Consider the following 25,395-nt stretch of genomic DNA (forward strand, 5'->3'; position numbering starts at 1 on the left):
CCATCCGTCACCGATATGACGGATAAGGCTGCCCTCCTCGATCGCGGGCGCGCTGATGTCACCTCTCTATCCTGATATCGAACCATACGATCACGGCCTGCTCGATACGGGCGACGGCAATCTGATTTATTGGGAAGCCTGCGGCAACCCGGCTGGCCGTCCGGCGCTCGTGCTGCACGGCGGGCCAGGTTCCGGCTGTTCGACTGTGGCACGCCGCTATTTCGATCCCGACGCCTACCGGATCATCCTCTTCGATCAGCGCAATTGCGGCCGCAGTCTCCCGAGTGCTGCCGATCCCGAAGCCGATCTTTCCCTCAACACGACCTGGCATCTCGTTGCCGATATCGAGCAACTGCGGACCTATCACAGAGTCGACAGCTGGCTCCTTTTCGGTAATTCCTGGGGGTCGACGCTGGCGCTCGCCTATGCCGAAACCCATCCGGAGCGCGTCGCCGCGATCGTCATCGCTGGCGTGACCACCACGCGCCGCTCGGAGATCGACTGGCTCTATCGGGGTATGGCGCCCCTCTTTCCCGAGGAATGGCACCGTTTTCTTCAGGCGATTCCCTCGGGCATGCTAGGGCAGGACGAGGATATGGTCGCCGCCTACCATCGTCTTCTCAACGATCCGGACCCCGCGACGCGCCTCAAGGCGGCACGCGACTGGCATGACTGGGAGGCGGCCTCGATCCTTCTTGTCGACCCCGAAGGCCTGCCGCGCCGCTGGGCCGATCCGGCTTATCTGTTGACGCGCGCCCGCATCATCACCCACTACTTCGTGAATGGTGCCTGGCTGGAAGACGGCGCTCTATTGAAGAATGCAGCGAGACTCAGCGGCATTCCCGGTGTTCTGCTGCAGGGAAGATTCGATATCGAGGCGCCGCTTGTCAGCGCCTGGGAACTGGCCCGTGCCTGGCCACAAAGCGAGCTCAAGATCATCGCGCAAGCCGCCCATTCCACCTCGAATCCCGATATGACTGCGGCGATCGTTGCCGCCACCGACCGATTTCGCGATTCTCGTCAAAAATAATTTTCCCGCCGAAACCACGGATGTGAGCGATATTCTGGTTCTGAACCGCCCGAATCAGCCGATCTTGGCCGCATCGCCCGCCTGCTAAACGCAGGCGTTTGCTGCCGGTGGCGCAGCGGAATTTATCCGGCTCAACGAAAATCCTTAACATCAGGACGGCAACCCAGGCCCTTTACGGGCGAAAGCCTTGTTGCGTGAATTACAATTTTATTCGATTTCGAGACAAATCCGCGTCGAATTTTACGCGCATTCGAGATTGTTTTGAGCCAATCTTTATCGGTATTTGAATCAACTAAGCCTTTAATTCTATTGCGTAATTTTGCGTGAGATAAAAACGTCTGTGCCATTGTCGCTCCAACTTAGGGGAGACGGCAATGACAACTGCGAACATCCTGAAAGGCGGCCTTCTGGCCGGTGCCATCATGATGGCAATGGCGGGTTCGGGACAGGCGATGCCCGCCAGCATGGCACTGGCAGGCAATGCCAGCCCGCCGATCGGACACTACGAATTCTGCAAGGCGAATCCGAAAGAATGCGCCTATGCCGGCGGCGACGCCGGACCGGCCATCCTTACCGAGGATCGCTGGAAGGAAATCCTCAAGGTCAATTACACCGTCAATTCGACGATTCAGCCGGAAACGGATGAACAGATCTACGGTGTCGAAGAGCACTGGGCCTATCCGACCACCGTCGGCGATTGTGAGGACTATGCCCTCCTGAAGCGCAAGATGCTGATCGACGACGGCTTCTCGCCGTCCGACACGCTGATCACCGTCGTGCTGCAGCCGAACGGCGAAGGCCATGCCGTGCTGACTGTTCGTACCGACCACGGCGATTTCATCCTCGACAACATGCGCAACAAGGTGCTGCTGTGGTCGGATACCGAATACACCTATCTGAAGCGCCAGTCCGCCGACGATCCGGCTCGCTGGTCGAAGCTTCAGGACGGCCGCACTGTCGCGGTTGGTAGCGTCAAGTAAGAACGGCCCGCCGGCTCTGCCGGCAACAGGCCTCGGCCCGGTCAGTCCCCGCATCCCGTCCCCGACCGGTGCCCAAGAGCCGTTCCCGCTGTCCCGGGAACGGCTCACCCATTTTTGGCCCAGGGCGAGCGCTAGCTCGTCCCGTTCCGGTGACGTTGTCTCAAGACAACACGCCCTTCGATTTTTTAGCAAATTGTTAACCCTGTCGACCCGATGATGCTGATCAGATTCATCATCGGCACCGGCGGTTCGTTTCTTTTCCCGTGGCCGAAACAGCGAAGAACCGCCATGAGCCACGCCGCGCAGAGCGCACCGGAGGAGCAGCCGCTCCTTTCCATGGGTTTCCTGTTCCGAACGATGACGGTGATCGCTGTCCTTGCGATTCTCACGGTCGCGATCAGCATCGGCGGGCGTTGGTTCGGCCGGCATATCTCGCTTGCCGGCAATACCGACAGCGCGGCCGAAATCACCCTGACCGTCGGTCGGGATACCGTGAAATTTCCCGAGAATGCCATCCGCTTTCCGAGCCAGAGACATGAAGGTGCGGCAGAGCGCGTCGATCTTTACCTCGCATGGCCCGATATGCAGGGGTACAACAAGGCAAATCACCTTCGATTCGACGATATCGCCCAGTCCTCCGGCCTGATCTTTCTCCAGATCACCCAGAGCACCATGTCGCGCGACATGTCCGGGCGGCTGGAGCCGATCTATTCACATCTGCTCGACGGAATGCCCGAGCCCTATCACGACGGGCTGACGCTGCATCGTCTTCGCGCCGACGCGGGTTACGGCGACGAGGTGCTGCTGACGGCGCCCGTCAAGGGCGGGCCGGACTATGTCGTGCGCTGCATATTGCCTTCAGCCCCAGACAAGGCGGCAAGCGGAGATTGTCAGCGCGATATCAAGGTCGGCAGGGATCTCAGCGTTCTCTACCGCTTCTCCAGCAGCCATCTGAATGACTGGGAACATATTGATGCCGCTATCCGCACCTTTGTGGAAGCCCGTCTTGTGAACCATTCCGCGACAAGTTTCTAAAATGCTCCCGGACCGTGAAATAAACGATTCATCATAAACGGATTGGTAACGCTGAGCCGTTAGTTTCAAACGACGGACTGTGCGGCGGGAGGTGTGCGGTTCCTGCCAAATATCTGAAATGCAAGCGAAGAGTGGAATAGTGTCAAGGTCAGTCTCCTCCGTATCATCGTCCCGATCCGGTAGCCTTTTCGCAAGGCTGTTGGCGGTCCTTTCGGTGGCCGTCACGATCGTTCTGGTCGATTCGATAAGTGCCGAAGCGGAAGCGGCAAATCCGAAATATGCGGGCATCGTCGTCGACGCCAAGACCGGCAACGTTCTCTACAGCGAGAATGCCGACCGGCTGCAGTATCCAGCCTCGCTGACCAAGATGATGACCCTCTATATGACCTTCGAGGCGTTGGAGCAGGGTCGCATCCGCCTGGATACGCAGGTTCCCTTTTCCGCTCGTGCGGCTGCCCAGGCGCCGACCAAGCTCGGCGTGCGCGCCGGCGGCTCGATCACCGTCGAACAGGGCATTCTCGGTCTCGTCACGCTCTCGGCCAACGATGCCGCGACCGCCCTCGGCGAAATGCTCGGCGGCGGCAGCGAGGATCGCTTCGCCCAGCTGATGACCGCCAAGGCGCATGCACTCGGCATGACACGCACCACCTACCGCAATGCCAACGGCCTGCCGAACACGGCGCAGATGACGACGGCGCGCGACCAGGCACGTCTCGGCATCGCCCTTCGCCAGCATTTCCCGCAATATTACGGTTATTTCTCCACCCGCGCCTTCAAGTTCGGCACACGGACGATCCGCAGCCACAACCGCCTGGTCGGTTCGGTGCGTGGTGTCGATGGCATCAAGACGGGTTACACGCGTGCTGCCGGCTTCAATCTGGTGAGCTCGGTGCAGGTGGACGGCAAGTCGATCGTCGGCGTCGTGCTCGGCGGCGCGTCGACGCCCGCCCGCGACGCCCAAATGCGCAATTTGATTGCGACTTACCTGCCGAAGGCCTCGAGCCGCGGTGGTTCCTCGGCGCTGGTCGCCGAGACAGCCCCTGCCCCGGCGATGATCGAAACGCCCGCTCCGGTCGAGCCGCAGAAAGCTCCTCAGCAGGTCGCAAAAACGATCACATCGGCCCAGCCGCCGGTTTCGGCCGCTGCCGCCGATCTCGGCCTGCCGCATAAGGGACCTCTGCCGGATGCACGCTATCAGGTTGCCGAGACCGAGGTCGCCTATGCCGAGACCGCTGCGCCGAAGACAGACAACCCGCTGGTGACCCAGGCAATGCCTGCGCCGACCAAAGTCAAGACCAAGACCTTCAAGCCGCAGGCTGCGGCCGCTGTGCCGACGGACGAGAGCGATGCTGCCGTTGACAACGTCACGACCGCTTCGACCAGCCCGACCTCGGCCAATACAGGACCGGCCGGCTGGGTCGTGCAGGTTGGCGTTTCGCCGAGCCGGCAGATGGCCATGGATCTCCTGGATAGCGCCAAGAGCAAGGGTGGCAAAGCACTGGCCTCGGCGAAGCCCTTCGCAATCGCCTACGGCGCCGGCAGTGAGCAGGTTTATCGCGCCCGCTTCGGCGGCTTCGACGACCAGCGCGACGCCATCAACGCCTGCAAGGCCTTGAAGAAGGCCGGCGTCAAGTGCTGGGCCGCCGCCCAATGACCCATTCGATGCTGCCCACGCAAGTGCCGGCGGCATCGGTGACGGCCGGAATCGGTGTTTGCGTTTCCGGCCACCATTTTTGAACTCGATCAGTATTGCTTACGGGGAAAACAATGGCGATCAATGAGAATGTTCCGGGAACGCCTTCAGAGCGCCGCGCCGCGGCAAAGATGCGTTCCTCCCTGCACCCGCTGCACGAGGCCGCATTGCGCCTCGCCGAGCTCGGCCTGCAGCGGCCGAGGGCGAAGTCCGCGAAGACCCGGGATCTCATCAATCTGCTGCTTTGCCATGGCGCCCGCGCCTGGCGTTATTCCCAGCCGGAGGCGCGCATCCACCTGCATGTGACCTCGCCGGACGGCAGCGCACCGGTGCAGCTGCGCCTGCGTTGATCCTCGACAGGTCGATACGGTTTCAGATTTGGGCCGGGTGGCCCGGAGCCATCAGAATCTAGAGCAGGCCGAGTTCGGTCAACTCGCGGCGAAGATCCGCCGGCATTTCCGCGACGCCGGCGCCTAGGCTTGTCAGGTCGGGCGGCACGTCGTCCTGCACATAGTAGCGCCAGCCCTGGAAGGGCCGCTTCGGCTGCACCGCCGTCTCGATGACCTCGGGGCCGAGCATCAGCCGGCAGCGCGAAATCCCCTCGTCGTCTGTGAAGGTCTCGATGTCGAGCAGTTTTTGGCGCGCCTGTACCTGACCCTTGATCACCCAGTAGAGTGAGCCGCCATCCAGCAGCTCCTCCATCCGTTTCGGCACCATGCGCGTCGTGTGCACCGAATGCGGCTCAAGGCCGGCGGCAATGGCGCGCAGCGACCGCTCTGCCACCCATTCGCGCAGATCCTCTATCGAGTCGGCGCCGACACAGAGTTTGATGAGATGCAATGCCATGCTGCCGTTGAAATCCTTTTGGCAGCGAGCGTCAAGCGTCTAAAGCAATTCCAGGAAAAGTGCGAAGCGGTTTTCCCAGGCAAAGCGCAAAGCGCCTTGCCGGGAATTGCGTAAAAACAAAAATTTAGAGCAGTTTTGCGCTCGCGTTAAGCGTTGAACCGCTCTAACGGCGGCGCCCACAAACTCAGCATTCGACGACGTTGACGGCAAGGCCGCCGGTCGAGGTTTCCTTGTATTTTTCGCTCATGTCGTGGCCGGTCTGGCGCATCGTCTCGATGCAGGCGTCGAGGGGTACGAAATGCTGGCCGTCGCCCTTGACGGCGAGTGAGGCCGCGGTGACGGCCTTGACCGCGCCGAGCGCGTTGCGCTCGATGCAGGGAACCTGCACGAGGCCTGCGACCGGATCGCAAGTCATACCGAGATGGTGTTCGAGCGCGATCTCGGCGGCGTTCTCGATCTGCTCCGGCGTGCCGCCCATGACAGCCGCAAGGCCGGCGGCGGCCATGGCTGCGGCCGAGCCGACCTCGCCCTGACAGCCGACTTCAGCGCCCGAGATCGAGGCATTGTGCTTGATGATGCCGCCAATCGCGGCAGCGGTCAGCAGGTAATCGCGGATGCCTTCCTGGTCCCAGTCCTCGTGGAAATGCTCGTAGTAGCGGATCGTCGCCGGAATGACGCCGGCCGCCCCGTTGGTCGGCGCAGTGACGACACGCCCGCCGGCCGCGTTTTCCTCGTTGACGGCCATCGCATAAACGCTCAGCCAGTCGTTGGCGAGCAGCGGGTTGACCCGGTTGCTGCGCCACTCCTCCTCCAGCTTGTCGTGGATCTTGCGTGCGCGGCGTTTGACGTTGAGGCCGCCGGGCATGATGCCATCCACCTTGAGACCGCGCTCGATGCAGGAGCGCATTGCCTCCCAGATGCGGTCAAGCCCCTGGTCGAGTTCCTCGCGCGAGCGCTGGCTCTCCTCATTCGCTCGTTTCATCTGCGCGATCGAAAGCCCGGAGCGCTCCGCCATCTCGAGCATCTGCTTGGCGGTCGAGAAGGGATAAGGGACGCGCGCGCCGCTGGCGGCATTCTTCTTCGCCCGCATCTGCTCCAGCTCGGTATCGGTGACGACGAAGCCGCCGCCGACCGAATAATAAATGCGCTTGAGGAGCAGCCGGCCATCCCTGTCATAGGCCGAAAAAGCCATGCCGTTGGCATGGCCTGGCAGCGGCTGTTTCTTGTCGAAGATGAGATCGGTCTTCGGCTGGAACTGATAGGAAGGATGGCCAGCCGGCGCAATGCGGCCGGTGCGCTCCACCGTATCGATGATGCCGTCCATCTTGTCCGGATCGACGCTGTCGGGCGCCTCGCCCATCAGCCCGAGAATGACCGCCCTGCCCGTGCCGTGGCCGATTCCGGTATGGGCGAGCGAGCCGTGCAGGCTGACCTTGATCGCGGCGACCTGCGCGCCCGACGACGGACGCGGCCATTCGTCCGACAGGATCAGCTCAAGAAACCTGTTGGCGGCGGACATCGGACCCATCGTGTGCGAGCTTGAAGGCCCGACACCGATCTTGAAGACATCGAATACCGAAAGAAACATGGATGCGCCTTTTGAACACGAGATTGCAAGCTTAAGCCAGGCCGGTTTCGGATCCGTGCGGCGCACCGACATCGCATGGAGCCGGTGCGACATTGGGACTACACGCTAGAGCGCCGCGCGTCCAACAGAACGCACTAGTACTTTGAGTTTGCGCATAGTCCTTTCCGAAAATCGAATCCGATTTTTCCGGATTATGCGCTAAACCAAGCGGCCTGCGTTACCAGTCATTGCAGCATTCGAGGCATATGTAGAGTGTGCTTTATGCCGATATCGGCGTAGAACCGATTGGACATAGCGCAAGAAAAGATTGGATCGCGATCTTGGCCCCCGGATGAGGCCGGGGGAAGGTTGAACAACCTGTCCATTGCTAGACTAGTGACCTTGCAGATTGGAACGACATCTCGGAGATTTGAAACATGGCGCTCAAGCGGATGGACAACGTAGGAATCGTCGTCGAAGACCTCGAAGGGACGATTGATTTTTTTCGAGAACTCGGCCTCGAGTTCGAAGGGCGGGCCACGATCGAAGGAGAATGGGCCGGACGTATCACCGGATTGGGCGACCAGCATGTCGTGATAGCCATGATGCGTACACCCGATGGACACAGCCGGCTCGAGCTCTCCCGCTTTCTGAAGCCGCGTGTCGTCGCCGATCACCGGAACGCCCCGGTCAATGCGCTCGGCTATCTCCGCGTCATGTTCACCGTTGATGACATCGACGACACGCTTGAAAGGCTCCGTACGCGCGGCGCGCAGCTCGTAGGCGAAGTCGTGCAGTATAAAGACGCGTATCGGCTCTGCTACATAAGAGGGCCCGAAGGGCTTCTCATCGGACTCGCCCAAGAACTCGGCTGAGCGCAATACGAAGACGATGACGAAGAGCGTCAATGCCAGCGAGAATCTGCGCTATGCGCGACGCTTCTCGTTGAGATTATCTTGAATGACGCCATCGGCCCCATCCCCCGCTTCGGGCGTAGTCGAGATCTGCCGTTGATCGGCCATGGTTGAAGTCGCGCCGTGCAACAGACGCTTTTCGATCTCTTGCAGATTGATGATCGCGCGGTCCGTTTGATCAGCCGGAGTTTTGCGCGAAACCACACGCGATCGATTATCGTGCCATAGCCGAACCAGCCGCCGCCGACCGGGAACCTCGATCGTCTCGTGGATGAACCATGCCCCGACTGCCGCAACGAAAAGCGTCACCACAATGAGCGCCGGTTCCGGCATCAAGGCATCAAAAGTCAGACGCGTCAGGAACATGATGGGGACATGGAAAAGGTAAAGTGAAAAGCTGATCCTCCCTAGAAACCGTATTGGTGCAGCTGCCAGGACATGTGCGGCGACGGGAGGTTGTCGAGCGACGAGCCCGACAATTACGGCTGCGGCCACCGCACTTTGCAGGCCCCAGAATTCGGGGGAAAAGCCCGGCAAGATATGCCTGTAAGTGAAAAACACAGCCAGAAGGAAAAGCGTCAAAATCCCTGTGAGGACAGATGGAATCCAGCTGTTCCAGTAGGAATGCATCATTCCGGCAAGTGCGCCGAAAAGAAAATAAGGGAGCTTGGAGACGAGCATTATTCCCGGGCCTGGCAATTCAACCAGACCATCCGCGACGACGACCACGGTGATGCTCACAATCAGGCCGCTATAGCGTTGCGGCTGGGCCAAGCAAAGCCACAGGACAGGAAAAAGCAGATAGAATTGGATCTCAGGTGGTATCGACCAGAAAACACCGCTGGAGCCGAGAAGGAAGACATGGCGCACAAAATCCGCGCCGCCCATGATCGGCTGAACAAAATCCAGATTTTGCATGCTCGACAGCATCGCTACAAAAACGACGGCGGCGAGATAAACCGGATAGATGCGAGCAAAGCGGCTCACAAGAAAATCCATCACGTTTTCTCTCGTGACCGGCCGTGAGCCGTAGAGATGAGCCATCAGGAAGCCGCTAAGAGAAAAAAACAAACCCACAGCTTCATCGCCCATCGTCACGAGATGCCGAGCTGTCACGGGAAAGATAAAGCCAATATGGGCTCCAACGACCAGAAGCGCAGCGACACCGCGCAGGCCATCAAGACTCGGGATGTAATCCGGCCGGCTCATGGGGCACTTTTCAAATTAGGTGTTCATATCCAGTCCTGAACAATTGGCCGTCACAACTTTACAAGCGGTTAACGCGGTGCGTTCGTCTGCTGGTTGCCATGCAGGACGCCACTTCGGGTAGCTAAGTTTTCCGGCCAGGCGGCGCTTTCTCCAGAAGATGCCGGTCGGCGATCCACTAAGCCTTGTCGTTTCCAAGCGGCTCGATTATGCCGAAGTGCTGCGTGGCCGAAAGCCCGCGTAAAGCCGCCGAACTCGGCCATGCGGCATAATCCGACTTGCGGCATAGTGGCCGCTTTCCTGCGGAGATTGAATCACTGATGACGATGGCGGACTACATCGCTCTGGCCTTCTTTGCCTGTATGTGGGTGGGCTATTCCTGGCTGCTGCAGGGCCGCACTTTCTTCGGACGCACCAGTCTGACGCATGCGATGATCGAGCGGCGACGGGAGTGGATCTACAATTCGCTGCGCCGCGACCTGAAGATGATCGATACGCAGATCATGGCCGGCCTGCAGAACGGCACCGCCTTCTTCGCCTCGACCTCGATTTTTGCGATCGGCAGCTGCTTTGCCCTGCTCGGCGCGACGGAAAAGGTCGACGCCGTTTTCGCCGACCTGCCCTTCGTCTTCCACGGCGGCCACGCCGCCTTCGAGCTCAAGGTCGGAGGGCTCGCGGCGCTTTTCGGCTATGCCTTCTTCAAGTTCGGCTGGTCCTACCGGCTGTTCAACTATTGCACGATCCTTTTCGGCTCGATCCCGATGCTGCGCGAGGCCGAGAGCGACGTCATCGCCGCCGAGCGAGCCGCCGAACGCGTCATCCGCATGAACGTCATCGCTGCCAGCAACTTCAACGAAGGCCTCAGGGCGATCTTCCTGTCGATCGGATATCTCGGCTGGCTCATCAACCCTTATGTCTTCATGGTGACGACATCGGTCGTCATTTTCGTGCTGGCACGCCGGCAGTTCTTCTCGGAAGCGCGTCTGGCGATCATGGATGTCGGTTCGCCATCAAATCTCCACCTTTCTGCTATTCGCCGCGATATGCCGTCGCGCGACGGAAATGATTTGCCCGAGGGCTTCTGATGACATTGCCGGCAATTGAAGCCGATGCCGCGGCCAGACCGCCACGCATCGGTCTATTGGATACCGCGCGCGGCGCCGCGCTGATCGCCATGGCGACTTACCATTTCAGCTGGGACATGGAGTTCATGGGGTATCTCGCGCCGGGCACGGCCGAGACCGGCTGGCTGAAAATCTATGCCCGGGCGATCGCCACGACCTTTCTCTTCATCGTCGGCATCAGCCTGGCGCTTTCGAGCACGCCCGAAGTGCGCTGGCCCTCCTTCTGGAAGCGGTTCGGCATGATTGCCGCCGCAGCCGTGCTCATCTCGATCGCCACGCGCATCGCAATGCCGAACGAGTGGATCTATTTCGGCATCCTGCATTGCATCGCGGTGCTCACGCTCATCGGCGTCGTTTTCGTAAGGCTGCCGCTCGCTTTCGCGCTGATCGTCACGGTCGCCCTCGTGGCCGCGTGGATCACCGATAATTTCGGAACACCAGGCCTGCTTCGATCATCTTTCTTCGATCCCAGATATCTTGCCTGGATCGGCCTTGCCGAGATGCCGGAACGCTCCAACGACTACGTCCCGCTCTTTCCATGGGCAACGCCCTTTTTCGCAGGATTGAGCTTTGCCTCGATCGCCCTCAGAACCGGGATTGTTCACCGCCTTGCCGCTATCGGCACCGGCTCCTGGTGGACGGCAAAGCTTGGCCGTCACAGCCTTGCCTTCTACCTCATTCACCAGCCGGTTTTGATCGCTCTCGCCTACGGGCTTTCCCTTGTGGTGCCGCCGCCGAAGCCTGATCCGGTCGAAACTTACCTAAAGCAATGCAATGCCGCTTGCGTGATGCAGCAGGGCGAAGCGCTCTGCCGCAGCTTCTGCCAGTGCACGCTGCAGAAATTGCAGACGCAAAGCCTGCTTACGCCATTGCAGGCGGGGACGATCGACATAGAAAACGACGAGCGCGTCCAGACGATCGCCGCCGAATGCAGCGCCGAGGCGCAATAATGGCGGCCGCTTTGCGGCAGTTTTTCAGGTGGTGACGCCGATTTCGGCGAGGCGACCGAGGCAGGCCTCTTCGATGTTGTCGAGTTCGGTCAGCGTGTCGTCGATGTCCTTGCGCTTCTGGCGCAGATCCTCGCGCTTCTCGTCGACACGTTTCATCAGCAGCTTCAACTGGCCGAGCTCGCCCGGCGGCTCCTTGTAGACCTGGATGATCTCGCGGATCTCGGCGATGGTGAAACCGATGCGCCGGCCGCGCAGGATTTCCGCGATGAGACGCCGGTCGGCCTGCCGGAAGAGACGGGTGCGCCCACGCCGCTCCGGATGGATCAGCCCCTCGTCCTCGTAGAAGCGGAGCGTGCGCGTGGATACACCGAATTCGCGCGTCAGCTCCGTTATGCTATAATATTTGTTCACCGGCATGTGTTCCCCGTCTGCACAGGTCATAATATTGACTTTTACGTAATAGTCAATTTCAGCGGTCGATCAGATGCCGAACCACCAGGTGGCGATGCCGAGAAAAGCGAAGAAACCGGTGCAGTCGGTCACCGTCGTGACGAAAACGGACGAGGCGATCGCCGGATCGGCTCCCATCTTGTCGAGCAGCAGCGGCAGAAGGATGCCGGCAAGGGCCGCCGCCATCAGGTTGATGATCATCGCCGCAGCGATCACGCCGCCGAGCTGGTAGTCATGAAACCAAATGCCGGCGATTGCGCCCATGATCGTCGCGAAGATAATGCCGTTGAGGATGCCGACGCCAGCCTCTCTGCGGATGATACGGCCGGCATTGTAGATATCGATATCGCGGGTAGCGAGCGCGCGCACCGTCACCGTCATCGTCTGCGTGCCGGCATTGCCGCCCATCGAAGCGACGATCGGCATCAGCACGGCAAGCGCGATCATCTTCTCGATCGAAGCGTCGAACAGGCCGATGACGCTTGCCGACAGCATCGCCGTGCCGAGGTTGATCAAAAGCCACAGGAAACGCGAGCGCGCCGTCGAGAGCACGTTGTCGGACAGTTCTTCGTCGCCGACGCCGCCGAGGCGCTTGATGTCCTCGTCGGCCTCCTCGTGGATGACGTCGACGACGTCGTCGATGGTCAAGACGCCGACCAGCCGGCCGTTCTCGTCGACGACCGCGGCCGAGAGAAGGTCGTACTGCTCGAAGAGCTGGGCGGCCTCTTCCTGGTCCATCTCGGCCGGGATCGGATGGTTCGTCTCCCGCATGATCTGCTCGATCTTCGTCTGCCGCTTGGTGCGCAGGATCTGGTCGAGATCGACGGCGCCGAGCAGCTTGAAGGTCGGATCGATGACGAAGATCTGCGAGAAGGAATAGGGCAGATCCTCCTCGTCGCGCATATAGTCGATCGTCTGCCCGACCGTCCAGAACGGCGGCACGGCGACGAATTCCGTCTGCATGCGGCGTCCGGCCGAACTTTCGGGATAATCGAGCGCCCGGCGCAGCCGCACCCGCTCGGTGAATGGCAGCTGGGCGAGAATCTCTTCCCGGTCTTCCTTGTCGAGATCCTCGAGAATGTAGACCGCATCGTCCGAATCGAGTTCGCCGATTGCCGCGGCGATCTGCTCGTTCGGCATCTGGTCGACGATTTCGCGGCGGATCGCCTCGTCGACCTCGGTCAGCGCCGTCATGTCGAAATCGTCGCCGAGCAGCCTGACCAGCGCTAGGCGTTGGTCCGGCTGGATCGATTCCAGCAGGTCGCCTATTTCGGATTCATGCAGGCGGGCAACGTTCTGGCGCAGGAACAGCGTATCGCGGTCGGCGATCGCGGCGCCGACGAGCGCCAGGAAATCGCTGCGGACATTGCCGTCCTCGTCGTAGATGTCGGCTTCCTCGTCATCGCGCCTGCGAATGCGGTCTTCCCCGTCGGTCGTCGTCATCTGCCGCCTCGCATCTGGTTCGAATTTCAACGACTGCCGCCGCCATTCGCAAATGTCGGCCGAAAACACATTGTCAACAAGCGGATAAGTCAATCCGGCGCGCGCTTCCCGCAGCCGGAATTCCTGCTCCTGCTAGCCCAAAGCATCCTTGCCGTAAAGCTGCAAGCCATGCTTCGTGATGACAATGCCTGCGGCCGGCGATAGTTTCCGCGACCGTCCAAGCACAGGAAGCCCGTCCCATGCCCATTCGTCCGATTCTGCGCTATCCGCATCCCGGTCTGAAGACCGTGTGCACGCCGGTGATGGCCTTCGATCCGTCGCTTGCCGAGCTCGCTGACGACCTGCTGGCGACCATGCGCGCTGCTCCCGGCGTCGGCATCACTGCCGCCCATATCGGCGTCCTCAGCCGCGTGACGGTGCTGGAGCTCGACAAGGCCGACGGCGTACGCCTCTACGTCAACCCGGAGATCACCTGGTTTTCGAAGGAGACGATGAGCCACGCCGAAGGCAGCGTCTCCATGCCCGGCGCGACCGACGAGGTGACGCGCCCGCGGGCAATCCGCTTCCGCTATCAGGATGGCGAGGGCGCCGTGCACGAGGATGCGGCCGAAGGTTTTCTCGCCATCTGCATTCAGCACGAAATCGATCAGCTCGACGGCATTTTCTGGCTGCAGCGCCTCTCGCGGCTGAAGCGCGACCGTCTCGTGAAGAAATGGGCGAAGACGAGCGGCTGACAAATCGCGCCTCGCCTCGAACCATTGGCCGTTGCTCGCGTTCTCAAAAGAGAAAGCAAGGAGCGACTGATATGGCAAGGATCGATGGCAAAACCCCGCCTACAGGCGATAAGCCCAAGGTTTCCCGAAACAATCTGGAGCTTTCCCGAGAAGAAGATTATCGCGACCTCGAGGAACGCAATCTTGACGATGGCTGGCCCTATGCCGACGGCACCGGCACTGAGGGCCCGGGAAATCGGCCCTATGGCGAAACCGCGGCCAATTTCGAGACCGATCCCAACAAGGGCTTCCGGATCGACGGCATCGACAGGGACGGAAACGAGAATCGTCTGAAGGATTCGCTGCGCGCCAATATGATCGATCGGGATGAAAGCGATGATCTGGAGGCGCGGGTGACCGACAACCTCGAAAACATTCCCGAGGTCGACATAAACAGCATCGAGGTCCACGCCGACGGACACGTTGTCACCCTGGAAGGCTCCGTGGAGACGATCGGCATTGCGCGCAAGGTCGAACTCAGCGCGCTTTCGGTCGATGGGGTCCATCATGTGCGCAACAAACTGCAGCTGACCGGTGTCGACGCGCATATCCCGAACGAGGATTGAGCGCATGTCCGATAAAGGAACACCGCGGAAGGCTGCCCGTCGCCTCCCGAATGGTCGCCGCAATATTACCAAAAGTTAATCAATTTCCGATTGTATCGAACGCTGTTTTGTGCCTGTCAATTTTGCCCGTTTTTCTTAGGCGGCTTCCGTAACGAAAACGTCAAATCCGTTGACAAGACTGTGATTTCATTTGAACAAAAGGGCGGAGGCAGGCCTTTTTCATTTCACAAAATTGCCTGAATTGGGGCGCGAACTTCTCTTCGCCGGGGATGGCTTATGCTGTTGAATTCAACAGCAGATTGAGGAGATAAACTCATGCGCATCAAATTTGCTCTCGCCGCCTCCCTGTTCGCCGTCAGCCTCGCAGGCGCTGCCTTTGCCCAGCCGACCTATTCCAACGACTACACCAACGATAGCGATGGTTTTGCCCCGAGCCCGATGTCGAAGCCGGCCCCGGTGCATTACAGCAACCGCAAGGCCCCGGCCTATTCCAGCGACTACACCAATGACAGCGACGGTTTTGCCCCGAGCCGTATGTCCGGCCCGGCCGTCGACAAGATGGCGACCGCCAGCATCAAGCCCCTGCCCCCATGCCATAGCATGATCGGCCCGAGCGGCTCCCACACCAAGGGTGCCGACAGTGGAGCTTCCCGCACCGATGCATGCCGTGCAATGCACTGATCAGCGATCATCGTTGACTGAAGGAAGGGCCGGAAGTCGGCCCTTTTTCTTTTAAATCCGCTTCGTCATCTCAGAAGACGAATGGAATGAGCCGGTAACGGGTCGTGGCCATGAAGGTTACGTATAAAGGATCCTGCTTGAGCAGACGCTCTTCAGCCAGGAGCCGAAAACATTGTGCCGCAAGGGCAGTTGCATAGACGGCAAAGTTCCAAAAGCTCGGATGGACCAGGAAAAAGCCGATATGTGTCAGCAGATAGCCTGCATACATCGGATGGCGGATAAATTTATAGGGTCCGCCGATCTTCACGCCGCGATTGGCCGGCACCAGCCCGAAGCTTCGCAGCAACGTCAGCTTTGCCGCGATTTGCAGGCTGAAACCGAAGGCCATTGCCATCACGCAGAGCGGGATCGGCGCAAGCGGCTGCGAATCGGAGGGCGAGACGAGCAGCGGGAAGGTAGTGCCGACGGCGGTGACCATCCAGTCGAAAAGGCGCAGCGACGTATCCCTCGTCGGCCGGCGCGTCAGAATGAGGAAGGCCGCGGCCGCCTCTGAGACAATCAACAGGCAATCGATGATCGCCCGGTTGTCCCGCATCTGGGGCACGACACGCATGACAATGGCGACGAAGAAATATCCAATGAGGGCCTTCTCGACGATATCGAGAGCAAAATGAACATCGAGGAGTGACCAGCTTGACGCCTGTTTTTTCATTGTCCTCAACCACTTTCGCATGCACAGAGCCGAGCTTACCTCTATATTCGCCATTGCTAATTATGTGTTAAGGCGCTCTATGAATTTTCACGGTGCAAATGCTCTTGCTTCGCCGATCCGGCTGCAGAACGGAGCAACAATGACGGGCCCGGAGGCATTGTCACAGGCAGTAGAGTTCTGTCAGGATCTACCGCAACTATCGCGCGGCGAGCGCTCCCCTGAAAGGGAGATGGTGCGGTCGAGAAGACTCGAACTTCCACGGGTTGCCCCACAGCGACCTCAACGCTGCGCGTCTACCAATTCCGCCACGACCGCATCGTGGTAGGTGCCGATTTGCGTCGGCGGGGCAGCATGTAGCAAAAGCATCTGGGGTGCACAAGGGCGATATGACAGTTTTTTTGAAAACCTGTCACAGCATTTGAATTGCCCTCCAAACGGGTCCATATACGGCTGCTGCCGCCCTTTTTTCGCAGGCAACACGGGAAGCGGCAAGGAATGGCTATGCTTCGTACCGATCTCGAATTCTCCATGCTTCCGAAACTCGGCTCCCGCCCGGTGCGCTGGCGCATCGCCGATGGCCTCGTTCCCTATGAGGAGGCGGTGGAGACGATGGAGCGCGAGGTGGCGGCGATATCAGATGGTGGCGACGAGCTCGTCTGGCTCGTCGAGCATCCGCCGCTTTATACCGCCGGCACCAGCGCCGATGCGCGGGATCTGGTGGACCCGAACCGTTTTCCGGTCTTCGGGACGGGGCGCGGCGGTGAATATACCTATCATGGGCCTGGCCAGCGCGTCGCTTATGTCATGATCGACCTCAAGCGGAGGCGCCAGGACGTGCGCGCCTTCGTCGCCGCCCTGGAGGAGATCGTCATCCGGACGCTCGATATGATGAACGTGCGCGGCGAGCGGCGCGAGGATCGCGTCGGCGTCTGGGTGCGCCGCCCCGAGAAACCGCTGCTGGCCGACGGAACGATGGCGGAAGACAAGATCGCGGCCCTCGGCATCAGGCTGCGCAAATGGGTGACTTTCCACGGGCTGTCGCTCAACGTCGACCCCGATCTCGATCATTTCAGCGGCATCGTGCCCTGCGGGATATCGGGCTATGGCGTCACCAGCCTCGTCGATCTTGGCCTGCCTGTCATGATGGCGGATGTGGATATCCGGCTGCGGGCCGCCTTCGAGCAGGTTTTCGGCGAAACGGTGAGCGAGGTCTGATCTTCGCCGTTGCCGGCTTGATTTGCCTGGCTTTCCCGTGGTTGATGGCATGGTTCCCTTCAGAATCGGCAGCCATGTCAGAGCATTCAGCCCATCAAAATTCCCTGCAGGGCATGGCCATCATGTCCGGCGCCATGCTCATCCTGCCGACCATGGATGCCATCGCCAAATACATGGCGACCTTCGAGGCGATGTCGCCGGGCCAGGTCACTTTCTACCGCTTCTTCTTTCAGCTTGCCTGCACCCTGCCGTTTCTTTTCGCTCTTTTCGGGCGGAAGGCGCTTTCGGCCAAACGGCCGTGGATGAACCTGCTGCGCGGCGTGCTGCATGGTGCCGCGAGCCTGCTGTTCTTCGTCGCCGTCAAATACATGCCGCTCGCCGATGTCTTCGCCATCTATTTCGTCGAGCCCTTCATGCTCACCGCCATGTCCGCGCTGTTTCTCGGCGACAAGGTCGGCTGGCGTCGCTGGATGGCGATCGTCGTCGGTTTCGGCGGCGCGATGATCGTCATTCAGCCGAGCTACGAGATCTTCGGCCTGAAGGCCCTGCTGCCGGTTGCCTGCGCCTTTCTCTTCGCGCTCTATCTTTTCCTCAATCGCGCGATCGGCGAAGCTGATTCGCCGCTGACCATGCAGACGATGTCCGGCATCGGTGGAGCAGTTTTCATGGCGGCCGCCCTTATCGTCGGAAGCGGTTCCGGCAGTGCTGATTTTGCCATCTCCCTGCCCTCCTCCATTCTCGGCCTCGTCCTGCTTCTCATCCTCGGCTCGATTTCGGGATATGCGCACCTGTTGGTCGTTAGGGCTTTCCGGCTCGCACCGCTCTCGCTGCTTGCGCCTTTCCAATATTTCGAGATCATCTCGGCGACCGTGCTCGGCTATGCGGTGTTCAACGATTTCCCGAGTTTTTCCAAATGGATCGGCATTTTCATCATCGTCGCTTCCGGTCTCTTCATCATCTGGCGCGAGCGGCTGCAGGCACGATCGTTAAAATCTTCCTGACCGGGCAAATACGGGGTTAACTCCCCTTCTTGAGGGATCGTCAATTCGCAGACGGTAGAACAATCTTCGGCTTCATGATGAAGTCTGGAGTTAAAACATGAGCGAATTCCGTCTCGCTTTTCCGGCCTCCGTCGTGGCCGGTAAGCATCGGCTGACGGCCGAAGATATAGTGCTGCTGCGCAAACATGCCTTTCCGGAAGGTATCCGGACATCCCAGGATGTCGTGGCGATGTTGGCGCTGAACAATTCCTGCCCTGAAAGATGCACCGAGTGGAATGCTTTCTTCGTGGAGCAACTCGCCGGTTTCATCGTTAATCACACCTATCCGCAGGGCTCGCTTGATGAAATCAACGTCGCCTGGATCATGCGCATGTTTACGACCGATGGTGTCGTCAACTCGGCGCTGGAGCTCGAGCTCATTCTCCATGTTATGGAGATTTCGGCCTATGTTCCGGGCGAACTGAGAGCCCTCGCCCTCGATCAGCTTCGGCTGGCGATCACCGACGGCATCGGCGGCTACAAGTTATCGCGCGCCGTCGACCGCCGGAACATCACCCGCCAGGATGTCGATTTCGCGATGCGCATATTCAGAGCCATCGCCGAAGGCGGCGTCATCGCCGTCTCGCCGGCCGAATATGGCGTGCTCCAGCAGATCGAGCAGGCAACGCTGCCTAGCGCGAATCATCCGCACTGGAACGGCATCATGGCCGCTTTCGAGCTGCGCGACCGTCCCGAGCCGCGGCGTAGCCGCTGGCTGCGCATCGTCGACGAAGAACCCGTCTGGGAAGCCGCCGTCGCCTGACGCCTTGCAGCGTGACCTGCCTCAAGCCTGATTGTGCGTTCCGATGTTTTGTGCGTAAAACTTCGGAACGCATTTCTGGGTGGAGTCTCGATGTTCAAGAAAATCCTGATCGCGAATCGCGGCGAAATCGCCTGCCGCGTGATCAAGACTGCGCGCCGCATGGGCATTTCGACCGTTGCGGTCTATTCGGATGCCGATCGGGACGCGCTGCATGTCGAGATGGCCGACGAGGCCGTTCACATCGGCTCAGCCGCGGCCTCCGAGAGTTATCTGGTCGCCGATAAGATCATCGCTGCCTGCAAGGCGACGGGCGCTGAGGCCGTCCACCCCGGTTACGGCTTCCTCTCCGAACGTGCTTCCTTCTGCGCCGAGCTGGAAAAGCAGGGCATCGTCTTCATCGGGCCGAAGCCCAAAGCCATCATGGCGATGGGCGACAAGATCGAATCGAAGAAATTCGCCAATGCCGCCGGCGTCTCCACCGTGCCCGGCCATCTCGGGGTCATCGAGGACGCCGCCCATGCGGAATTGATCGCTGGCGGGATCGGTTATCCCGTCATGATCAAGGCCTCGGCCGGCGGCGGCGGCAAGGGCATGCGCATCGCCTGGAACCCGGCGGAAGTGCGCGACGGCTTCGATCGCGCCAGCTCGGAGGCGAAAAGCTCCTTTGGCGACGACCGCGTCTTCATCGAGAAGTTCGTCGTCGAGCCGCGCCATATCGAGATCCAGGTGCTGGCCGATGCGCATGGCAATGTCGTCTATCTCGGCGAGCGCGAATGCTCGATCCAGCGCCGGAACCAGAAAGTGGCGGAAGAGGCGCCCTCGCCCTTCCTCGACGAAGCCACCCGCAAGGCCATGGGCGAGCAATCGGTGGCGCTGGCAAGAGCCGTCGACTACCAGAGCGCCGGCACCGTCGAATTCATCGTCGACCGCGACCGCAACTTCTATTTCCTCGAAATGAACACCCGCCTGCAGGTCGAGCATCCCGTGACCGAACTCGTTACCGGCATTGATCTTGTCGAGCAGATGATTCGCGTCGCGGCGGGAGAGCACCTACCCTTCACTCAGGCCGATATCAGGCTTGACGGCTGGGCGATCGAGAGCCGGCTCTATGCCGAAGACCCCTACCGCAACTTCCTGCCCTCGATCGGCCGCCTGACGCGCTATCGTCCGCCGGCCGAAGGCAGGACCGGCAATGTCGTTGTGCGCAACGATACCGGCGTCTTCGAGGGCGCGGAGATTTCGATGTATTACGATCCGATGATCGCCAAGCTCTGCACCTGGGCGCCAACCCGGCTCGAGGCGATCGAGGCCATGGGGCAAGCGCTTGATGGCTTCGTCGTCGATGGCATCCAGCACAATGTGCCTTTCCTTGCGGCACTGATGAAACATCCGCGCTGGCGCGAGGGCCGGCTTTCCACAGGCTTCATTGCCGAGGAATATCCCGACGGCTTCGCGCCGATGAAGCCGGATCGGGCGGAAGAGGCTGTGCTCGCGGCGATCGCGCTCTCCGCCTCGCTGATCGAGACGACCCGCCGCGAACGTTTCGCCGATCGCCTGCGCGCCGCATCGGGCGCTCTGCATGAGGATTGGGTGGTCAAGCTCGGCGGCAACTATGTCGCCGCCAGATTGCTCGACGGTCTCGTCACCATCCCCTTCGACATGGATATGGCGATAGAGGGTGAAAACAAGAGTGTTGTCACTGATTGGAGACCAGGCGATCCAGTTTGGAGCGGTAAGGTCGGCGGTCGCGACGTCATTGCGCAAATCCGTCCTGTTCTCAACGGCTTGCGCATCGACTGGCAGGGGCTTTCGGTGACGACCAAGGTCTTTTCGCCCCGTCACGCGGAACTCGACAGGCTGATGCCGGTGAAGCTTCCGCCCGATACGTCCAAGTTCCTGCTTTGCCCGATGCCAGGCCTCGTCGTTGTCATCGCCGTTGCCGAGGGTCAGGAGGTCAAGGCCGGCGAGACGCTTGCGGTCGTCGAGGCAATGAAGATGGAAAACGTGCTGCGTGCCGAACGCGATCTCGTCATCTCGAAGATCAATGCCGCGCCTGGCGAAAGCCTGGCCGTCGATGCCGTGATCATGGAATTCGCCTGAGGCGACGGCGCGGGTCAGCCCGTCATTCCTTGCTTGAAGTCAGCCGTCCCGTCGTACATATACGGAAAACCTCGAGCTCATGTATTCGGCGAGAGCATCCGCAGCGGGATTAACTGATGGCTCCGACGACTTACACAACCGACCTCAAGGGTCTCGACGAGTTCTCTGCCCGTGAACTTTACGACCTCATGAGAATGCGAGTCGACGTCTTTGTCGTCGAGCAGAACTGTCCCTATCCCGAGCTCGACGGCAAGGATATCGATGCCCTGCATCTGCGGCTGCTGGACGGCGGCGAACTGCTCGGCTCTGCGCGGCTGCTGAAACCGCACAGTGCGCAGGATCCGTCAAAGATCGGCCGCGTCGTCGTCTCGCCGGCCCATCGCGGAAAGCGTCTGGGCGGCGCATTGATGAGCGAAGCGATCGCTGCCTGCGAGCGGCTTTTTCCGGCAAACCCCATTGCACTGTCGGCGCAGGCCCATCTGCGCCGCTTCTACGAATCCTTCGGCTTTATCGGCACGTCTGAGGAATATCTGGAGGACGGCATTCCCCATATCGATATGATCCGCCAGCCGGTCCCTCAGCCGGCATGAGGATATCGCCATGATCTACGTCGATGCCGATGCCTGCAAGACGAAGTGGTCAGCAAGCTGAAATCCAGGCGATCGGTTGTTACGTCGCAAAAATCACCGTGAAAGATTTGGCAAGGCTTCACCAAGTGTGAAGCCCTTTCATGTTACCGCTTCGGTGCTTGGCACTCATGCTGCGCAAGAGGGGGATTCTATGATTTTTCGGACTGTTATTTCGGCCTGTGCAATTGTCTTACTGCCCGCCATCGCACTTGCGGACCCCACAGGTTCCTACAAGGTCGCCGGCACCAGCGAGGACGGCAGCAAATATCAGGGCACCGTTAAGGTGCTTCGCAGCGGCTCGACCTATGTGGTCGATTGGATGATCGGCAAGGACGAGTCGGTCGGCACCGGTATCGGCGCGAAATTCAGTGGTAACAGTTTCGAAATGGGTCCGGCGAGCGATAAGGACACGGCGATCTCCGTCGGCTACGTCTCCAAGGAAAATTTCGGCATCGCCATGTATTTCGAGCAGCCGGACGGCAGCTGGCAAGGTGTCTGGACCTATGGCGGCTCGGAAAAGGTTGCGAGCGAAACCTGGACTCGCCAATAATCGGAGCGTATCAGGCGTCGGCATTGAATGAGGTAAAGAACCCTTGATCTATGTCGATGCCGATGCCTGCCCGGTGAAGCCGGAAATCCTCAAGGTCGCCGAACGCCACGGCCTCGAAGTTACCTTCGTCGCCAATTCGGGCCTGCGCCCCTCGCGCGATCCCATGATCCACAACGTCATCGTCTCCAACGCCTTCGACGCCGCCGACAATTGGATTGCCGAGCGCGCCGGCTCGGGCGATGTCGTCGTCACCGCCGATGTGCCGCTCGCCGTCCGCTGTGTCGCGACCGGCGCTTTCGTCAGCGGCCCGACAGGCCGCGTCTTCGATGAGACCAATATCGGCATGGCGAGCGCCATGCGGGACCTCGGGGCGCATTTGCGCGAAACCGGCGAGAGCAAAGGTTATAATGCTGCCTTCAGCCCCAAGGATCGCTCACGGTTCCTCGAAACTTTCGATCGCCTCTGCCGACGCGCCAAGAGCCATTCACAGGGCGCCGACAACACGTAATAGCTTCCAGGCGCCGGCCACAAAGGCCCGCAAGAAACGGGTGGCATGGCAGCCATGCCAATTCCTACCTTGAACACAGCCGTTCCCTCGCGCATATAGTTTTCATCGCAGACGACTGCGGCATCCTGAGGATGCAACCGTCGCGGGGACGGCCTCGCTCTTTGAACAAGGAGAGTCGCATGGCCTGGTTTCTGCTTTTTCTTGCCGGTCTTTTTGAATGTGGATGGGCGATCGGTCTTAAATATACCGATGGCTTTACGCGGCCGCTGCCGACGGCCCTGACGGTTATATCCATGGTGGTGAGCGTCGTGCTGCTCGGTCTTGCCGTAAAGCACCTGCCGATCGGCACAGCCTATGCGATTTGGACTGGCATCGGCACTGTCGGCACCGTGCTTCTCGGCGTCTGGTTGCTCGGCGATTCGGCCAGCGTCTCCCGCCTTGCCTGCATCACGTTGATCGTTGCCGGCATCGCCGGCCTCAAGCTTACTGCCTGATCCGCGAAAACACTGCGGGGCGCCGAAGCGCCCCGCAGCCGATAAGCATCAAGCCGTCTTGCGGTTGTCGACGGCAAGAGCGCCTGGACCGGAGAAGAACAGATAGAGGAAGACGAAGCAGAACAGGATTGCGGCGTCGCCCTGGTTGACGGCCGGGTAGAAGCTGCTCGGCGCATGCGCCATGAAATAGGCGACCGCCATTTCGCCGGCGAGAAGGAAGGCGATGGGGCGCGTCAGCAGGCCGACGAGAATGAGAAGGCCGCCGATCAATTCCAGAAGTGCGGCGAAAAGCATCAGCGGCGGCAACGAGCCGGACATCTGAGAAGCCGGGAAACCGAAAAGCTTCATCGTGCCGTGCTCGATGAACAGCAGCGCGGTGATGATTCTGAGAGCGGCCAGCCCATAGGGGCGATAGGCAGAAAGACGCTCGAAAGTTGACATTAAACCTCTCCTTTAAAAGAATAAGAGCCGAGCGTTAGCCTGTCCCCCGCAAGGATTGAACACACGGATCGCTGACGGCCGTTCACTTTTTCGACAGCGGGTAAACACCTGACTGCGCGGCTTTATTCGAAGGCGAATGTCAAAGCGGAATGTTGTCGTGCTTCTTCCAGGGGTTGGAGAGATCCTTGTTGCGCAGCATCTTCAGGCCGCGCGCCAGCCGCCGCCGCGTCGAATGCGGCATAATCACCTCATCGACATAACCGCGCTCAGCGGCGACGAAGGGCGAGAGGAACCGGTCCTCGTACATCTTGGTATGGGCGGCGATCTTCTCTGGATCGGCGATATCCTTGCGGAAGATGATCTCGACCGCGCCCTTGGCGCCCATCACGGCGATCTGCGCCGTCGGCCAGGCATAGTTGAGGTCGCCGCGCAAATGCTTCGACGCCATCACGTCATAGGCGCCGCCGAAGGCCTTGCGGGTGATGACGGTGAGCTTCGGCACCGTCGCCTCCGCATAGGCGAAAAGTAGCTTGGCGCCGTGCTTGATGAGGCCACCATATTCCTGCGCCGTGCCCGGCAGAAATCCCGGCACGTCGACGAAGGTGACGATCGGAATGTTGAAGCAATCGCAGAAACGCACGAAACGGGCCGCCTTGCGTGAGGCGTCGCTGTCGAGCACGCCGGCCAGCACCATAGGCTGGTTGGCGACGAAGCCGACGGTGGAGCCTTCGACGCGGCCGAAGCCGCAGACGATGTTTTTGGCGAAGCTCTCCTGGATCTCGAAGAAATCCCCCTCGTCCGCCACTTTCCGGATCAGTTCCTTGATGTCGTAAGGCTTGTTGGCGCTGGCTGGCACAAGAGTATCCAACGAATTGTCGGTGTCGGTCACCGACTGGTAACATTCGATTTCCGGCACCGGCGACGTGTTGGACTGCGGCAGGAAATCGATCAGGCGGCGCACCTGTAAGAGCGTCTTCACATCATTGTCATAGGCACCGTCGGCAATCGATGAGCGCGTCGTATGCACGACCGCGCCGCCGAGTTCTTCGGCCGTCACGGTCTCGTTGGTGACCGTTTTGACCACGTCCGGGCCGGTGACGAACATGTAGGAGGAATCGCGCACCATGAAGATGAAATCTGTCATGGCAGGCGAATAGACGTCGCCGCCGGCGCAGGGGCCCATGATGACCGAGATTTGCGGGATGACGCCGGAGGCGAGCACATTGCGCTGGAACACCTCGGCATAGCCGCCGAGTGCCGCCACGCCCTCCTGGATGCGGGCGCCGCCCGCATCGTAGATACCGACGATCGGCGCGCGGTTCTTCAGCGCCATGTCCTGCACCTTCATGATCTTCTCGGCATGCGCTTCCGAAAGCGAGCCGCCGAAGACCGTGAAGTCCTTGGCGAAGACGAAGACCGTGCGGCCGTTGACCGTGCCCCAGCCGGTGACGACGCCGTCGCCGGCGATACGGCTCTTGTCCATGCCGAAATCGGTGGAGCGATGTTCGACGAACATGTCGAACTCCTCGAAGGAGCCCTCGTCGAGGAAGAGGTCGATGCGCTCGCGCGCCGTCAGCTTGCCGCGCTTGTGCTGGGCGTCGATGCGCTCCTTGCCGCCACCGAGGCGGGCAACGCCGCGGCGGCGTTCCAGTTCTTCGAGAATTTCCTTCATGCGATCTCTCCTC

Annotated in this window: 27 protein-coding genes and 1 tRNA gene; 19 read left to right on the top strand and 9 right to left on the bottom strand. The window is 60.3% G+C overall.

Translation table 11 applies throughout. The features are described 5' to 3' along the window. The first annotated feature begins 55 nt into the window (after positions 1-55). The 5 genes from pip to EFD55_RS14070 all read left to right on the top strand — a co-directional run bounded on the left by pip (position 56) and on the right by EFD55_RS14070 (position 5,088). Positions 56-1,030, top strand: a complete 975-nt coding sequence (gene pip, locus EFD55_RS14050; protein WP_125845665.1) for a prolyl aminopeptidase — start codon at positions 56-58, stop codon at positions 1,028-1,030. A 374-nt stretch (positions 1,031-1,404) separates the two neighbouring features. Continuing rightward, the gene (locus EFD55_RS14055) at positions 1,405-2,010 is read left to right on the top strand and encodes a transglutaminase-like cysteine peptidase (protein WP_125845666.1); all 606 of its coding nucleotides are present in this window, start codon (positions 1,405-1,407) and stop codon (positions 2,008-2,010) included. Positions 2,011-2,298: 288 nt separating this feature from the next. Then, on the top strand, positions 2,299-3,045 hold the full coding sequence (locus tag EFD55_RS14060; protein ID WP_125845667.1) for a hypothetical protein: 747 nt from the start codon (positions 2,299-2,301) through the stop codon (positions 3,043-3,045). Between the two features lie 118 nt (positions 3,046-3,163). Next, the gene (locus tag EFD55_RS14065; protein WP_125845668.1) at positions 3,164-4,699 is read left to right on the top strand and encodes a D-alanyl-D-alanine carboxypeptidase; all 1,536 of its coding nucleotides are present in this window, start codon (positions 3,164-3,166) and stop codon (positions 4,697-4,699) included. A 113-nt stretch (positions 4,700-4,812) separates the two neighbouring features. Beyond that, complete coding sequence (locus EFD55_RS14070) at positions 4,813-5,088, top strand: hypothetical protein (RefSeq protein ID WP_125845669.1); 276 nt, start codon at positions 4,813-4,815, stop codon at positions 5,086-5,088. Positions 5,089-5,146: 58 nt separating this feature from the next. On the opposite strand, the gene EFD55_RS14075 is transcribed toward EFD55_RS14070, so the two are convergent. Both EFD55_RS14075 and EFD55_RS14080 read right to left on the bottom strand, forming a co-directional pair. Beyond that, positions 5,147-5,584 carry a DUF1489 family protein gene (locus EFD55_RS14075; protein ID WP_125845670.1) on the bottom strand — a complete coding sequence of 146 codons (438 nt, stop codon included), beginning with the start codon at positions 5,582-5,584 and terminating at the stop codon, positions 5,147-5,149. Between the two features lie 184 nt (positions 5,585-5,768). Further along, the gene (locus tag EFD55_RS14080; RefSeq protein WP_125845671.1) at positions 5,769-7,172 is read right to left on the bottom strand and encodes an L-serine ammonia-lyase; all 1,404 of its coding nucleotides are present in this window, start codon (positions 7,170-7,172) and stop codon (positions 5,769-5,771) included. Between the two features lie 416 nt (positions 7,173-7,588). Here EFD55_RS14080 and EFD55_RS14085 point away from each other — a divergent pair, with 416 nt between their 5' ends. Then, positions 7,589-8,026 carry a VOC family protein gene (locus EFD55_RS14085; RefSeq protein ID WP_125845672.1) on the top strand — a complete coding sequence of 146 codons (438 nt, stop codon included), beginning with the start codon at positions 7,589-7,591 and terminating at the stop codon, positions 8,024-8,026. 51 nt (positions 8,027-8,077) lie between these two features. On the opposite strand, the gene EFD55_RS14090 is transcribed toward EFD55_RS14085, so the two are convergent. Next, positions 8,078-9,274 (bottom strand): acyltransferase family protein, encoded by a 1,197-nt coding sequence (locus tag EFD55_RS14090; RefSeq protein WP_125845673.1) that lies wholly within the window; start codon positions 9,272-9,274, stop codon positions 8,078-8,080. A 317-nt stretch (positions 9,275-9,591) separates the two neighbouring features. Between EFD55_RS14090 and EFD55_RS14095 the strand changes: the two genes are divergently transcribed. Next, positions 9,592-10,356 carry a DUF599 domain-containing protein gene (locus tag EFD55_RS14095; protein ID WP_125845674.1) on the top strand — a complete coding sequence of 255 codons (765 nt, stop codon included), beginning with the start codon at positions 9,592-9,594 and terminating at the stop codon, positions 10,354-10,356. Beyond that, entirely contained in the window at positions 10,356-11,345 is a 990-nt protein-coding gene (locus EFD55_RS14100) for a heparan-alpha-glucosaminide N-acetyltransferase (RefSeq protein ID WP_125845675.1), read from the top strand. The genes EFD55_RS14095 and EFD55_RS14100 overlap by 1 nt, the downstream gene beginning before the upstream one ends. 24 nt (positions 11,346-11,369) lie before the next feature. Here the strand turns inward: EFD55_RS14100 and EFD55_RS14105 are convergent, their stop codons facing one another. Together EFD55_RS14105 and mgtE are read right to left on the bottom strand one after the other, a co-directional pair. Next, complete coding sequence (locus tag EFD55_RS14105) at positions 11,370-11,762, bottom strand: MerR family transcriptional regulator (RefSeq protein WP_164737485.1); 393 nt, start codon at positions 11,760-11,762, stop codon at positions 11,370-11,372. A gap of 63 nt (positions 11,763-11,825) precedes the next feature. Beyond that, positions 11,826-13,238, bottom strand: coding sequence for a magnesium transporter (gene mgtE, locus EFD55_RS14110; protein ID WP_125845677.1), 1,413 nt, complete (start codon positions 13,236-13,238; stop codon positions 11,826-11,828). A 239-nt stretch (positions 13,239-13,477) separates the two neighbouring features. Here mgtE and EFD55_RS14115 point away from each other — a divergent pair, with 239 nt between their 5' ends. The 3 genes from EFD55_RS14115 (at position 13,478) to EFD55_RS14125 (ending at position 15,258) form a co-directional block, all read left to right on the top strand. After that, positions 13,478-13,972, top strand: coding sequence for a peptide deformylase (locus EFD55_RS14115; protein WP_125845678.1), 495 nt, complete (start codon positions 13,478-13,480; stop codon positions 13,970-13,972). A gap of 71 nt (positions 13,973-14,043) precedes the next feature. Further along, entirely contained in the window at positions 14,044-14,577 is a 534-nt protein-coding gene (locus tag EFD55_RS14120; protein WP_125845679.1) for a BON domain-containing protein, read from the top strand. Positions 14,578-14,892: 315 nt separating this feature from the next. Further along, positions 14,893-15,258, top strand: coding sequence for a hypothetical protein (locus EFD55_RS14125; RefSeq protein WP_125845680.1), 366 nt, complete (start codon positions 14,893-14,895; stop codon positions 15,256-15,258). 70 nt (positions 15,259-15,328) lie between these two features. Here EFD55_RS14125 and EFD55_RS14130 read toward each other — a convergent pair whose 3' ends face one another. Further along, positions 15,329-15,970, bottom strand: a complete 642-nt coding sequence (locus EFD55_RS14130) for a methyltransferase family protein (protein ID WP_125845681.1) — start codon at positions 15,968-15,970, stop codon at positions 15,329-15,331. 230 nt (positions 15,971-16,200) lie between these two features. Then, positions 16,201-16,285, bottom strand: a tRNA-Leu gene (locus EFD55_RS14135). Between the two features lie 180 nt (positions 16,286-16,465). Between EFD55_RS14135 and lipB the strand changes: the two genes are divergently transcribed. The 8 genes from lipB (at position 16,466) to sugE (ending at position 23,269) form a co-directional block, all read left to right on the top strand. Then, positions 16,466-17,185, top strand: a complete 720-nt coding sequence (gene lipB / locus EFD55_RS14140; RefSeq protein WP_125845682.1) for a lipoyl(octanoyl) transferase LipB — start codon at positions 16,466-16,468, stop codon at positions 17,183-17,185. A gap of 44 nt (positions 17,186-17,229) precedes the next feature. Continuing rightward, positions 17,230-18,186, top strand: coding sequence for a DMT family transporter (locus EFD55_RS14145; protein ID WP_376774093.1), 957 nt, complete (start codon positions 17,230-17,232; stop codon positions 18,184-18,186). Between the two features lie 97 nt (positions 18,187-18,283). Continuing rightward, positions 18,284-18,988: a hypothetical protein gene (locus EFD55_RS14150; RefSeq protein WP_125845684.1), complete on the top strand. Its 705-nt coding sequence runs from the start codon at positions 18,284-18,286 to the stop codon at positions 18,986-18,988. A 90-nt stretch (positions 18,989-19,078) separates the two neighbouring features. Next, positions 19,079-21,088 (top strand): acetyl-CoA carboxylase biotin carboxylase subunit, encoded by a 2,010-nt coding sequence (locus tag EFD55_RS14155; RefSeq protein ID WP_125845685.1) that lies wholly within the window; start codon positions 19,079-19,081, stop codon positions 21,086-21,088. A gap of 116 nt (positions 21,089-21,204) precedes the next feature. Next, positions 21,205-21,678: a GNAT family N-acetyltransferase gene (locus EFD55_RS14160; RefSeq protein ID WP_125845686.1), complete on the top strand. Its 474-nt coding sequence runs from the start codon at positions 21,205-21,207 to the stop codon at positions 21,676-21,678. 190 nt (positions 21,679-21,868) lie between these two features. Next, positions 21,869-22,267 (top strand): hypothetical protein, encoded by a 399-nt coding sequence (locus EFD55_RS14165; RefSeq protein WP_125845687.1) that lies wholly within the window; start codon positions 21,869-21,871, stop codon positions 22,265-22,267. 43 nt (positions 22,268-22,310) lie between these two features. Further along, entirely contained in the window at positions 22,311-22,775 is a 465-nt protein-coding gene (locus EFD55_RS14170; RefSeq protein ID WP_125845688.1) for a YaiI/YqxD family protein, read from the top strand. 179 nt (positions 22,776-22,954) lie between these two features. After that, positions 22,955-23,269, top strand: coding sequence for a quaternary ammonium compound efflux SMR transporter SugE (gene sugE, locus EFD55_RS14175; protein ID WP_125845689.1), 315 nt, complete (start codon positions 22,955-22,957; stop codon positions 23,267-23,269). A 48-nt stretch (positions 23,270-23,317) separates the two neighbouring features. Here sugE and EFD55_RS14180 read toward each other — a convergent pair whose 3' ends face one another. Both EFD55_RS14180 and EFD55_RS14185 read right to left on the bottom strand, forming a co-directional pair. Next, positions 23,318-23,710 carry a DoxX family protein gene (locus tag EFD55_RS14180; RefSeq protein ID WP_125845690.1) on the bottom strand — a complete coding sequence of 131 codons (393 nt, stop codon included), beginning with the start codon at positions 23,708-23,710 and terminating at the stop codon, positions 23,318-23,320. A gap of 139 nt (positions 23,711-23,849) precedes the next feature. Further along, entirely contained in the window at positions 23,850-25,382 is a 1,533-nt protein-coding gene (locus tag EFD55_RS14185; protein WP_125845691.1) for an acyl-CoA carboxylase subunit beta, read from the bottom strand. Positions 25,383-25,395: the final 13 nt, after the last annotated feature.

This window comes from Rhizobium pisi (genome assembly GCF_003938655.1).
GTDB lineage: Bacteria > Pseudomonadota > Alphaproteobacteria > Rhizobiales > Rhizobiaceae > Rhizobium > Rhizobium pisi.